Raw genomic sequence first — 12,666 nt, 5'->3', positions numbered from 1 at the left:
TACCGCAGTGCGGCGTTACTGGAAAGTTAGGTATCCAACCACAGACAGTATTCTACACGTAACGCTGTTAGCACGTTGCCACCGGCCTGCCGGCGCGGTAAAACAGCGGCGGGAAAAGGCCAGAATCACCAGCATTATCGCGCCGAGCGCCAGTTCTGATCGCGGGTCTAGAGTATCCACATCTCGTCGTAATCCGTGATGGCCTGTAGCTGATGCATGACTAGCAGCGTGGTTGGTGATACGCGGCGCTGTCCAGGTCCGCAAGAACTCTTCCACACAGGCCTCCTCCAGCGCCTGCGCCAGCTGCGAGGCCGTCACCGCCGGTGCGCCGAGCAGAACATCGTCGTGCAGGGTCGCCGCCGGCAGCGCCGGACTCTGACCGACCCAGCCTAACTATTCACGCCATAGGCACGGCGATAGCGCACGCAACTCCAAGCCGTTGACCTGCAGGGAGCCGCGGTAGAGCAAGAACCCCAGCAGCGCGCCGAGCAGGGTTCTCTTGCCCACGCTGCTGGTGCCAACGATAGCCGCCTGCTGGCCAGCTGCGAGGGAAAATCAGCGTCCCAGCGATTCCGCGGCGCCCACCGGCCTAGGCTTTAGCGTGATAAAAGAGGTGCCAGGATCACGCAACGGTTGGAAAAATTCCGGCGCCAGGATCAACCGCTACAAAACCGGCGAACAGCGTGACACCGGTGCCGTAACTGCCGAACATGCAGCTTGCCAAGATGGAGAGCCGAAATAAACCACCGTGACGGCGATGGATAGCGAGGCGAAGAATTCCAACACTCCAGATAGCAGGAACGCCAGCGGCAAGATTTACAATGGTGCGCTGACGGAATGCCTCGGTGGCGCGGCGGATACCCTCCGTTTTTGTCTCGGCGCAAAAGCCGTATGGTTTCTAACCCGCACAGCCAGGGTCGGGGAAATACTCCCACAGGCGCGTCAGCGTCAGAAAGTTACACCGGTTGGCGTCAGCGGCGCCCATGCCCACTAACGCCATGAGCAGTGCCATGACGAGGATTATTAGCATCAGTAACCGAAGCGTCATTTGCGGCAATAGCGAGTGCGATAAAGTCATGCGCATCCTCGATTTGTTCCAGCAGCATGCTGCTCCAGCTACCTGCGGGTTTACCGCGGATCAACGCCGGCTCCAGACACGCGAGGCGGTCTAGTACTTGGGCGCTGATTTGGCGACGTAGCACGCTGCCGATAGCCGGTCCGACTAGCGCGCGATATATTCTTCATGATCAATGCCTATTCAATGCCTATAGCAGGGCAGCCGCGCCCAGGCCTGGGCAACGATAATCAAGGCGCTTAACAGGCCGAGCAGCATGGAAAGGCGCAGCTAGCGATTCACTCGCTGACTTTTGATCTGAGTCACAGCGTACCAAGATGTGTTGTCGATTCTTGTTCATTGAACGTCAGTCTCCAGCCGGAGCGGAGCGGTAAGCGTTAACATTGAAAATCCAAGGCCGAGAAGTGAGGTCGGCATGATCTAAAGCTTTCCGGTGCGCCGATATCTTACACCGTTGTGCGCGAGGTCAAAATCATTACCTGGTAATTACCTCGGATGGAAAATCATTACCTGGTAATTACCTCGGATGGGGCCTTCAAGCTGCGCCGCGGTCGACGGAGGGAGATTGAGCGCTCGGATAATCTTAACGCGCCACCTAAGGTTCCACCGGCGAGCGCCAAGTGGCCGTGAAGATGAATGTCAGGCCCGCTTACTTGCACCTTGGCGCGTGCAATGCACAGGAGAGCGTACGGACGCTGGCGGTCGACTGCCGAGCGTAGGCGTATTCCTCTACACTTGGCAAAGATAAAGAAAAAGGCGACCAAGGCGGCCATCGCATGCGTCGCGCACTATGCTGCATAAAGACGTTGCGGCATTAGAGTGAGCCGGCCTGCGCCAATCCGTCGAGATAACGTTCGGCGTCCAGCGCCGCCATACAGCCAGTCCCGGCGGCGGTAATCGCTTGGCGGTAGTTATGGTCCATGACGTCGCCGGCCGCGAACACGCCAGGAATCGAGGTGGCGGTCGCGTTGCCGTTAATTCCGGACTGCACGCGCAAATAGCCGTCTTGCAATGCCAGCTGCGAGCCGAAAATTGCGGTATTGGGGCTGTGGCCGATAGCGATAAAGACCCCGGCGACCGCCAAATCTTCATGGGCAATACCGGCCACTTCTTTCAGCCGCACGCCGGTGACGCCCATTTCGTTACCCAACACCTCTTCCAGCGTCCTGTTGGTATGCAGAACGATATTGCCGTTATTGGCTTTATCCATCAGCCGATCGATAAGGATTTTTTCCGAACGGAAGGTATCGCGGCGGTGGATTAAATGCACCTCTTCGGCGATATTGGCCAGATGCAGGGCTTCTTCCACGGCGGTATTGCCGCCGCCGACCACCGCCACTTTCTGGTTGCGGTAAAAGAAGCCATCGCAGGTGGCGCAGGTAGACACCCCCTTCCCCTTGTAGGCTTTCTCGGACGGCAGGTCCAGATAGCGCGCGGAGGCGCCGGTAGCGACAATAAGCGCATCACAGGCATATTCGCCCCTGTCGCCGACCAGACGGAATGGACGGTTGTGCAGATCCACCTGGGTAATATGGTCGAAAATAATTTCCGTGTTGAATTTTGTGGCGTGGGCACACATGCGCTCCATCAGCAACGGCCCGGTCAACCCTGCGTGGTCGCCCGGCCAGTTTTCCACCTCGGTCGTGGTGGTCAGCTGCCCGCCTTGCTCCATGCCGGTGATTAAGCTTGGATTCAAATTGGCGCGTGCGGCATAAACCGCGGCGGTATAGCCTGCCGGTCCTGAACCCAATATGAGTAATTTACTGTATTTCACTGTAGACATATTTTCCTCGTTGTCATCGCCTCAATAAGCAGGGCATTGTAAGAAAATTATTAGGGTTAAAAAAGGATGCAAAAGCAGTTAATGATTTTTTAATTTCAGCTATCGGTGCTGCCGGCAGGGAAAACTCCACTAAATCCGCTCTGTAGCGAAGGTTGTCGCTAACAGTCGGTACGTTATTCTGCTTTTTAACGTTTTGACTTTGACAATAGACTGCACTTGAGACATCTAGACGGGCAAATAAACAGGCCGAGGCTGGGCCGCCCGTGCTGGGCAAAAGATGGACCTTAAAACCGACAATAGGTCTTTAGACAACCCTTTAAAGTTAGTAATGGTATGGCAAGTACAGCAGGGAAGGAATTGAAAGAGACACTAACGGTTGTGAACAAATAAAAGCGCTCGGTCGAAAAATCTCGATCGTATCGACCGCAATATCCTGAACGAGCTGCAAAAGACTGACGGATTTCCAATGCCGAGTTATCGAGGCGGGTCGAGTCGTCGCCCACTTCCTGCCGGAATGCGTGCGCCGTCTGGGCGATGGGGTTACTCCAGAGATATACCGCGCTATTGAATTCACACTATCTGGATGCGTTGTTACTGGTGCTTATTGAGATTACCAACCGCGCGGCGCGCCGAATGTGTTCGAGCCATTCAACGCCGCGGTGCAAAAGCTGGAAGAAATTCAGGAGTGCCGAAAATGCTCGTACCGTATTATGTCCGCCTGTCTGTCGTAAACTGCTTGGCGAGGCGCTGCTGCGCCTGCCCCAGGGGTGAACGACACCTGCATGTGGTCGTGGAAAAAGTGAAACAGAATAATCGTCTTGTCATTAAAGACGTACTAAGGAGCATTCCAGGTGCAAATACGGTTTGTGTGGGTTATACTCCTGCGAATTCGAATTCTAGGACAGCGCCTCGGCGCTGTTATTGTATCGGCTAACAAGAGCCTGGAGGGCCTTTCTTGAGCCAGGAATATACAGAAGATAAAGACATCACCCTCGAAAAACTCAGTGGCGCAAGACGGTTACTGGAGGCTGTACTGGTTGTTGTGGGTGTTTTTGCATGTTATTTGATGGTGGTTCTGGTCAGCTTCAGCCCATTCGATCCGAGCTGGTTACAGACCGCCTGGCATGGCCCGATACACAATCTGGGCGGCAGAGTAGGGTCGTGGTTTGCTGATACCCTGTTTTTCACCTTCGGCGTGCTGGCTTATGCGTTACCGCCTATTATGCTGTTTTTCTGCTGGAGCACTTTCGCCCAGCGCGACAGACGTGACTATGTGGACTTATTCGACCTATCGCTTCGGCTTATCGGCAGCCTGGCGCTACTGCTCACCTCTTGCGGCTTGGCTGCGCTTAACATCGACGATCTCTACTATTTCGCCTCCGGCGGAATTATCGGCAGTCTGCTGAGCAACGCGATTATGTCGTGGTTCAATGGTATCGGCGCCACCCTCGCGCTACTGTGCGTCTGGGCGTCGGGACTTACCCTGTTCACCCGCTGGTCGTGGCTGACCATCGCCGAAAAAATCGGCGCGGTGGTGCTGGGATGCCTGACTTTTATCTCTAACCGTAGCAGGCGCGATGATGAAGGGGATGATGGCCGTTGCTGCTCACGCGTCGCTCACGATGATGAGAATGGTGCGCACTACTTCGGCGCCGGCGACCCGCTGCCGATACCCCCCAGCACCAGCAGTAGTGCTCCACAGGCATTGGCCGACGCATTGGAGGCGAACGCCATGTCGCCGGTCGCCGGCGCGCGCGTGAATTATCCCGCACAGGGCGGTAGGGCCGAGCAGGCGCCGTCCTCTGCCCTACCGCCGACGCAGGCCGACAAAGTGCTGCATTGCCGTGTTGAATTGCCCGGCACGCCGGCCGATTCGTACGCATTGGTCGTGGAGGACGACGGCCCGCAGCTGGGCGACTGGCAACAGGATCTGGATGCGTCCCGCGCTACTTATGGTTTCACCATAGCGCAGCAAAACAGCGGTGCGCCGCTGACCTTCATGCCGTCTTTTTCCGCCAACGGCAACGACTATAATCCGCAGGTAAAGCAGGGCATCGGCCCGGAGCTGCCGCGCCCGAAACCTATTCGCATCCCGACACGACGCGAACTTGCCTCGTACGGGATCAAGATCTCTTCTCAGCAGCGACCCACGCTGGATGGACGGAAAGAAGCACCACAGGCGGGGGACGTGCTGGCTGCTGGTTTTGACAATGGCCAGTACTCTGACACGCCATCAGCTGACGATGCACCGAAGCCGGCGTTCGCCCCCTCGGACGAAACAGTTGCCTGGGATGAGCAGCAGCGTCTGGCGGAAGATTTTGCTCAACAGCAGAGGCAGCGCTATCCCAGCACCGTCCAGGAGGGATTCGACAGTGATTTTGACGACGGCGTCTTACCGCTATCGACGGTGCCCGGCAACGATCGTGGCTCTGAGTCAGGGTTTGTGTCGACGGGCGATGATGGTCGCGGCCGTGAATCGGCTGTTGTGCCGGCGGCCAGTATAGATCTCTGCCACAAGACGAGTTTCGCAGCGTCGGACAAGCGATTTACGCCGTCCAGCCACGATGAACGCGAGCAATCTGCCGCTTATCCGAGCGATGACGATAGCTGGTCTGATGACGATGCCCCCTGGCACGACGATGACGCGCCGCCGCAGGACAACCCATTCGGCCAGCCCGCTTCGCAGACCATGGACAGTCTGATTCATCCGTTCCTGATGCATCAGGAACGGCCGCTGCAAAAACCATCTACGACGCTGCCAACCATGGATCTTCTAACGTCGCCGCCGCGTGAGGAAGAGCCAGTGGACATGTTCGCACTTGAACAGACGGCGCGTCTGGTGGAAGCCCGACTGGCCGATTATCGCGTCAAGGCGGAAGTCGTGGACATTTCGCCGGGGCCGGTCATTACTCGTTTCGAGCTAGATCTGGCCCCGGGAGTGAAAGTGGCTCGCATATCCAATCTGTCGCGCGATCTGGCGCGGTCGCTGTCGGCGATGGCGGTGAGGGTGGTGGAAGTGATCCCCGGTAAACCCTACGTTGGCTTGGAGTTACCCAACAAACGACGTCAAACTGTCTATCTGCGCGAAGTGATGGATTGCGAGAAATTCCGCGACACCGCCTCGCCACTGGCACTGGTGCTCGGTAAGGACATTGGCGGTCAGCCGGTGATTGCCGATCTAGGTAAAATGCCGCATCTGCTGGTGGCTGGAACCACCGGCTCCGGGAAATCGGTGGGGGTCAATGCCATGATCCTCAGCATCCTGTATAAAGCGACGCCAAAAGAGGTACGTTTTATCATGATCGACCCCAAAATGCTGGAACTGTCGGTGTATGAAGGCATTCCCCATTTGCTGACCGAAGTAGTTACCGATATGAAAGATGCCGCGAACGCGCTGCGATGGTGTGTGGACGAAATGGAACGGCGCTATAAGCTGATGTCGGCCCTCGGGGTGCGCAATCTGGCGGGCTACAACAAGCGTATTAAACAAGCGGACGCCATGGGCAGGCCGGTACCGAATCCCTTCTGGAAACCGGGCGACGGTATGGCCGAAACACCGCCTGTGCTGGAAAAGCTTCCCCATATCGTGGTGATGGTGGATGAATTCGCCGATCTGATGATGGCGGTCGGCAAGAAAGTGGAAGAGCTGATTGCTCGTCTGGCGCAGAAGGCGCGCGCCGCCGGTATTCATTTGGTACTGGCGACGCAGCGGCCGTCGGTGGACGTTATCACAGGTCTTATCAAGGCTAACATCCCGACGCGCATTGCCTTTACCGTTTCAAGCAAAATCGATTCCCGTACCATTCTCGATCAGACCGGCGCGGAGTCGCTGCTGGGTATGGGGGATATGCTCTATTTGGCCCCTAACTCTTCGCTGCCGATGCGCGTCCATGGTGCTTTTGTCCACGATGAAGAAGTGCATGCGTTGGTCAACGACTGGAAAGCCCGCGGACAGCCGCAATATATCGACAGCATCACCAGCGCCGATGATGAGGGTGAGAGTGGTGGTGGGGCCCTGGACAGCGACGAAGAGCTAGATCTGCTGTTCGACCAGGCGGTGGCTTTCGTTATCGACAAACGCCGAGCGTCAATTTCTGGCGTGCAGCGCCAGTTCCGAATCGGTTACAACCGCGCTGCGCGCATCGTTGAGCAAATGGAATTGCAGGGTATTATCAGTTCGCCCGGGCACAACGGCAACCGCGCAGTGCTGTACCCGCCGTCACAGGAGTAGGCTTCAACTGGGACGTTTGCGTCCGGCCTGTCTTCCGATAAAATTAACGTTGTCGTCGCGCCTCTAAAGGGAGTGCGCGGGTTCGCCCTTTCAAAGGAATGCCCATAATGAAAAAACGATTGATAACCGCTTGTCTGTTTGCCGCCGTGCTGGCGGCTCCGACTTTTGCCGACGATGCTGATGTGCTGCAAAGCCGCCTGAATCAGGTTAATAGTTTTCACGCCAGCTTTACCCAACGGGTGACCAGCTCCGAAGGCGGCACGGTCCAGGAAGGTAAAGGGGAGTTGTGGGTGAAACGGCCGAATCTGTTCAATTGGCATATGACCACGCCGGATGAAAGCGTGCTGGTCTCAGATGGCAAAACTTTGTGGTTCTATAATCCTTTCGTTGAACAAGCGACCGCCAACTGGCTGAAAAACGCCATCGGCAACACGCCGTTCATGCTGATAACCCGCAACAGCGCCGCCGACTGGCATCAGTATAACGTGAAGCAGCAGGGCGACAGCTTCTCGCTAGTGCCGAAGTTCGATAACGGTAATCTGAAGCAGTTTACGATTAAAGTGACCGCTAACGGCGCCATCGAAGGTTTCACCGCCGTGGAACAAGATGGCCAGCGCAGTACTTATGAGCTAAAACACCAAAAGAACAGCCCAATAGAGCAGGCCAAATTCCACTTTACGTTACCGAAAGGCGTGACGCTGGACGACCAGCGTCAGTGAGGTAATATGGGTAACCTGTCCCTGGGTTTTCCTAAACGCATTCCAACCGCTGGCGGCTGACATGCGCCCGTCGACGCTTGAGTGGCATATCTCAGAGCCATCTGTTAGTAGCGGACAAACCGCTGTCACGGGCGATCAGAATGACCAGATCCATTCGATGGTTTTGTCAGGACGACGTGGAGCGTCTGTCGGCGATGACCTCTGGTACAAGGCGACCCGCGTCGAACGGGCGCGACGCAATCGCGATGATGTCGGGCGACGCGCCATCCTGTTTGTCGAGGAGGTGCATTGTTTTAGTAAGGCCAGCAGGACGCCTTTGCCGCACATTGAAGAGGGCACCATTACCTTATATCGGCGCTACCGTTGAATTCGACGCCGCTTTCCCGCAGCAAAGTCTATTTACTGAAAGACATGACGACCGACTGATTTCGACGCTGCATAAATCGGTGCACGGATCCACCACCAATGCGGTGTTGTATTAGTGCGCGCGGATAATCATCGCCGGCGGCGAGCCCGGGCGATTGTTTATTTGGTCTACACGCCGAAAAGTAATGCGGTCCGGTCTACATCGCTTTCAAAGCGGCGTGCGTGATGCGCGCGAGAAGGCAGATACGATATACCAGCGCGTTTGTGCGATGAAGTAGATAGAAATGAAAGCTGAATATCGTTATGCTCACGATGACACCAATGCCTACGCCGCCAGCGAGGACTATTTCCCGCCGAAATGGCGCCATATCCGTTACTCTCAGCCCAGCTTACGCAGGCTGGAGGGCAAAATCGCTGAAAGCTCGTCTGAGCTGGGCGCGCTGGATCCCAAATAGCCCGACAAAACGCTACCGATCACCCCGCCGTTGCGGTAAGGTTGGTAGTGCTGAGTTTTTATGACTCAACCCCGCCCCTTGGCGCCGCGCGGCCATAGCCTTACATCGTAAACTACATCAGATAATCATAAGCACAGGACTAGTATGCTCGATCCCGATCTACTGCGTAACAAGCTCGACGCAGTCGCCGAAAAATTGGCTCGCAGAAAATTTAAACTGGATGTGGCTCCATTACGCCAGCATGAGGAGCGCCGCAAAGTGCTCCAGACGGAAACCGAAAATCTGCAGGCTGAACGCAATGCCCGCTCCAAGGCCATCGGCGCCGCGAAATTGCGCGGGGAAGGTATCGAGCTACTGCGCCAGGAGGTCAATCAGCTGGGTGAGCGCTTGACTGTCGCCAAGACGGAACTGGACGCCATACAGGGTGAAATCCGCAATTACGCGCTGTCACTACCCAATATCCCCGCCGATGAGGTGCCAGACGGTCGTGATGAAAATGACAATCGGGAAGTGTTGCGCTGGGGCGAACCGCGCCGATATGATTTTCCCATCCGCGACCACGTGGAGCTTGGAGAAATGGCGGGCGGGCTCGATTTTGCCTCGGCTGTGAAGCTGACCGGTGCGCGCTTTGTGGTGATGCGCGGCCAAATCGCTCGCCTGCACCGGGCGCTGGCGCAGTTTATGCTGGACCTGCACACCGAGCAGCATGGCTATCTGGAGCACTATCTGCCCTATCTGATCAATCACGCCTCGTTGTATGGCACTGGCCAGCTGCCGAAGTTTGCCGAGGATCTGTTTCACACCCAACCGCTCAGCGAAGAAGCGGAAACCAGCGCCTATGCGTTGATCCCGACCGCGGAAGTGCCGCTGACCAACCTGGTGCGCGACGAGATCATCGAGGAAGATGCACTACCGCTGAAAATAACCGCCCATACGCCGTGCTTCCGTTCAGAAGCCGGCTCTTACGGGCGCAATACTCGCGGACTTATCCGTATGCACCAGTTCGACAAAGTGGAAATTGTGCAGGTGGTCAAACCGGCGCAGTCGATGCAAGCGCTGGAAGAGATGACAGGCCATGCCGAAAAGGTGCTGCAATTGCTGCAGCTGTCATACCGAAAAGTGCTGCTGTGTACCGGCGATATGGGTTTCGCGTCCTGTAAAACCTACGATCTGGAAGTTTGGTTGCCGGCGCAGAATACCTACTGCGAAATATCCTCGTGCTCCAACATCGGGGACTTCCAGGCGCGCCGTATGCAGGCGCGCTACCGCAGCCGAACTGACAAAAAGCCGCAGCTAGTGCATACGCTGAACGGATCTGGCTTGGCGGTTGGCCGCACGTTGGCGGCGGTGTTGGAAAACCATCAACTAGCCGACGGTCGTATCGAAATACCGGCGGTGCTACGGCCCTACATGAACGGGCTGACCCATATCGGTTAATGGCACGATGATCGCAAAACGCCCGCCAGATTTTGGCCGATTGACTTTTATGCCGTAGTGACGTGATATGCGCAATCTTTTCTCTGAGGCTGCGTTCAATACCATATCCGATTATTCGGCGCTCTTACTGCTCGTGGGCCTCTTGTTATTGACGATTTCCATTGCCGTGCTGAACACTCTGGCGCCGCCTTTGCTCAGCCATATCTCACTGCCACCTGACAAATCGGCCTGGTTAGTTCGCTTACTTTATTGGTAATTGTGTCTGTACCTTGTTCGCCGTTGTGCTGATTAAACGGTTTGGCTTCACCGTAGTTATTCATATGGCCTGTTTGCTGTTCGCGTCAAGCCGCCTGGCGGACCGCTACAGTCGTCTGGTAGTGCTGTGAGTGCCTAGTGTTTATGGTTATCCTCGGCAGTTTTGCGATGTTGAGTCATGCCGCGATGGCGTCGGCGCTGTTTGTGCTTGCCTGCCCTGGTTTTACCCACTATCCAGTGGCGATGTCCTGGATTGCTAAAAGGTCAACCTGGATGAACTGATCGCCAACAAGACGCTATTGTTCAGTCATACCCTCGGCAGCCTGTTCGGTCCGTCGATGACCGCTGATGCAGCGTTATCGGATCAGCCGCTGTTTGTTATGATTTTAGCGGTGGCGCTGCTGTACCTGGTGATGCTGCTGCGCAAACCGGATCGCCACCCGTTCGGTAGCACCGCCTGAGATCAACGCCGACTGGCTTACGCCACAGCGACGGCCCTGCCGCCAACGTTGGCAGCCAGCGCGGTCTGACTTGCTGTTGCGCGGTTGCGGGGCCGGCATCGCGCCCTGGTATTAAGCGTTTTCCGCCAACGTTGGCGGCAGAGCGCTTAGTTGCCATTGCGCCTTCTCATCATTATCGTGACGCGTGAAGCGCCAGCAGCGGGTGTGATAACGCGCGACGCTATTGCGATGCGCCACGCTAACCAGCGTAATGTGCGGTAAAGTGTCAATCAGCAGACGATACATAAGCTGCGCATTCTCATCATCCAACGCGCTGGTCGCTTCATCTAGAAACAAAATCTCCGGCTTTAGCAGAAGGGCGCGGGCAAACGCCAGGCGCTGCTGTTCGCCGGGCGAAAGCCAGTGGCCCCAATTTGCCTCGTGATTGAGGCGCGGCAGCAGATGTTTGAGGCGACACTGTACTAACACCTCATGCATTTGTGCTTCGGTAAAGTGATCCGGCGTATCGGGATAGCACAGCGCGCCTTTCAGTGTGCTGATGGGAAGATAACTACGCTGTGGTAAAAACAACAGCTTACGATCCTCTTGCAGAGAAATGCCGCCGCTGCCATAGGGCCAAATACCGGCTATGGCCCGCAGCAGCGTGGATTTACCACAGCCGGACGGTCCGGCCACCAGCACCCGCTCACCTGGAGCAATAGACGCGGTGACCGGCGCAAAAAGGGTGCGGCCGTCGGGAATGTTAAGCGTTAACGCCTGTAAAGATAGCGCCTGAAGTGGGTCTCGCGCACGTTCGATAGGCGTATTTTGACTGCTATGGCGGTCTACCGCGGCGTTAAAGCCCACCAAGCGGTTGATACAGGCCTTCCAATTAGCCAATTGGGTAAAGGCATCGATAAACCAGGATAGCGAGTTCTGAATCTGGCCGAAGGCGGAGTTAATCTGCATCAGCGTACCGAGCTGGATAGCGCCGGAGAAGTAGCGCGGGGCGGCCACCAGGATGGGGAAGATAATGGCAAACTGCTCATAAAATTTGCTGGCGACGTTCAGCCGGCGACCGACACGCATGATGGACCACCAGTTATCCTTGATCGATGTAAAGCGGTCGTCCAGCTGTATAACCTCGCGCGGTTCACCCTGATAAAGCGCAATGGCATCGTTGTTTTCGCGAATGCGGATCAACCCGAAACAGAAATTTGCCTCAAACTTCTCCTGCATAAAGCCCAAACTCACTAGAGGGCGACCCACTTTCCAAATGATAAGGGAACCGACTCCGGCGTACAAAATAGCAAACCAGACCATATAGCCCCTAATGGTCACGTGATGTCCGCTGAACACAAAACTCAGCGGGCCGCTTACCGACCAAAGAATTGAAATAAAGGTGACGAAAGTGACTACACTGGACAGCAGGCCGAGGGTCAACGACAGGGTGCCGTTGGTCAAGGCGTTCAAGTCTTCGGCGATACGCTGATCGGGGTTATCCACTGTTTGTTGCTGTTCCGTATGATAGTAAACATGATGAGACAACCATTTTTCCATGTACTGTCGGGTCATCCAGCGACGCCAGTGCATCTGCAGCCCCTGAGTGAGATAGATCTTATAGATGGAAAGTAGGATATACAGCAGCGCCAGCCAGGTGAATTTGAACAGCTGACTTTTAAACATTGGGAAGTTTTTCGTTTGCAGCGCGTCATAAAACACCCGGTTCCATTGGTTGAATAATACGCTTAAATAAACGATAGCCAAAGACAGAATAATAATGACGGCCAACAGGCCCCAGGCTTGCCATTTTTCTTCTGAACGCCAATACGGCGCAACGACCTGCCAAATGTCCCGCCAGCCAGCTGTTTTAATGTGGTTTGCTTTCATAACCTCTGATCACAT

Annotated in this window: 4 protein-coding genes and 6 pseudogenes; 7 read left to right on the top strand and 3 right to left on the bottom strand. The window is 55.8% G+C overall.

What is annotated here, in order from left to right; genetic code table 11:
• Positions 1 to 330 precede the first annotated feature (330 nt).
• Both GPOALKHO_RS03775 and trxB read right to left on the bottom strand, forming a co-directional pair.
• A pseudogene (locus GPOALKHO_RS03775) lies at positions 331 to 1,232 on the bottom strand (ATP-binding cassette domain-containing protein); the annotation flags it as partial.
• A 657-nt stretch (positions 1,233 to 1,889) separates the two neighbouring features.
• Positions 1,890 to 2,858, bottom strand: a complete 969-nt coding sequence (trxB, locus tag GPOALKHO_RS03770) for a thioredoxin-disulfide reductase (protein WP_406703064.1) — start codon at positions 2,856 to 2,858, stop codon at positions 1,890 to 1,892.
• Positions 2,859 to 3,276: 418 nt separating this feature from the next.
• Between trxB and GPOALKHO_RS03765 the strand changes: the two are divergent.
• The 7 genes and pseudogenes from GPOALKHO_RS03765 to GPOALKHO_RS03735 form a co-directional block, all read left to right on the top strand.
• Positions 3,277 to 3,687: pseudogene (locus tag GPOALKHO_RS03765) on the top strand (winged helix-turn-helix transcriptional regulator); the annotation flags it as partial.
• Positions 3,688 to 3,813: 126 nt separating this feature from the next.
• Positions 3,814 to 4,374, top strand: a pseudogene (locus GPOALKHO_RS03760) (DNA translocase FtsK 4TM domain-containing protein); the annotation flags it as partial.
• Between the two features lie 474 nt (positions 4,375 to 4,848).
• A pseudogene (locus GPOALKHO_RS03755) lies at positions 4,849 to 7,089 on the top strand (DNA translocase FtsK); the annotation flags it as partial.
• 107 nt (positions 7,090 to 7,196) lie between these two features.
• Complete coding sequence (lolA, locus tag GPOALKHO_RS03750; protein WP_406703062.1) at positions 7,197 to 7,808, top strand: outer membrane lipoprotein chaperone LolA; 612 nt, start codon at positions 7,197 to 7,199, stop codon at positions 7,806 to 7,808.
• Positions 7,809 to 7,869: 61 nt separating this feature from the next.
• Positions 7,870 to 8,693 (top strand): annotated as a pseudogene (locus GPOALKHO_RS03745) (hypothetical protein).
• Positions 8,694 to 8,773: 80 nt separating this feature from the next.
• Complete coding sequence (serS, locus tag GPOALKHO_RS03740) at positions 8,774 to 10,066, top strand: serine--tRNA ligase (RefSeq protein ID WP_406703061.1); 1,293 nt, start codon at positions 8,774 to 8,776, stop codon at positions 10,064 to 10,066.
• Positions 10,067 to 10,413: 347 nt separating this feature from the next.
• Positions 10,414 to 10,782 (top strand): annotated as a pseudogene (locus GPOALKHO_RS03735) (MFS transporter); the annotation flags it as partial.
• A 111-nt stretch (positions 10,783 to 10,893) separates the two neighbouring features.
• Here the strand turns inward: GPOALKHO_RS03735 and GPOALKHO_RS03730 are convergent.
• Entirely contained in the window at positions 10,894 to 12,651 is a 1,758-nt protein-coding gene (locus tag GPOALKHO_RS03730; protein WP_406703059.1) for an ABC transporter ATP-binding protein/permease, read from the bottom strand.
• Positions 12,652 to 12,666: the final 15 nt, after the last annotated feature.

The sequence above is a fragment of the Sodalis sp. (in: enterobacteria) genome (assembly GCF_036327475.1).
Taxonomy (GTDB): Bacteria; Pseudomonadota; Gammaproteobacteria; order Enterobacterales; family Enterobacteriaceae.
The sequence above is the reverse complement of the archived record's forward strand: the minus strand, read 5'-3'. Positions and strand labels throughout refer to the sequence as shown.